A 644-nucleotide genomic window follows, 5' to 3' on the forward strand; every position below is an offset into this window, starting at 1 on the left:
TCTCTTCTCACGAATTGTTTTCAAATTGCGTTTTGAATCATTACGCTGCGGCAAATCGAGCTGATGCTCTTCAATCATCACGCTGTTAGACCTCAACACCGCCCGCTTAACTTGGTTCATCAACTCGCGAACATTACCAGGCCAGAAGTAACGAGTCAGAGCTTTCAAAGCGTCCTCTGAGAAACTTTTTGCTTGAGAGTTGTACTCTTTAGAGAACTCTTGCAGATAGAAGCGAGCTAACAGTGCAATGTCACTCGCGCGCTCTTTCAAGCTTCGTACGTTGATACGAAGTACATTGATGTAATGGTACAACTCTTCGTTGAAGTCGCCATCAATCAAAGCTTTTTCTACGTCTGACGAGTTAGCAGCAAGAATACGCACATTCACATTCTTCACACCTTCGCGCGTTTCAATCGTGCCCTCTTGCAAAAACCTTAACAGGTTCATTTGCTGGTCTTTCGAAATGGTCAGAATGTCATTAAACAACACAGTACCGCCATCTGCTTGCTCCAACAGACTTGGGCCCATCTCAGCATCCGCAGCAATACCAAAGACTTCCGCTTGGAAACGTTGCTCATTCAAAGCGCGGCAGTTAATCGACATAAAGGGCTTATGAGAACGGGAAGATACTTTGTGAATTGCAC

At 45.0% G+C, this 644-nt stretch carries 1 protein-coding gene; it reads right to left on the minus strand.

Translation table 11 applies throughout. The annotated features are described in order from the left end of the window. A partial coding sequence (locus R7Z77_RS26255; RefSeq protein ID WP_318137166.1) for a sigma-54-dependent transcriptional regulator occupies positions 1-644 on the minus strand: 644 nt, incomplete at both ends.

It is taken from the genome of Vibrio sp. 1401 (assembly GCF_033340295.1).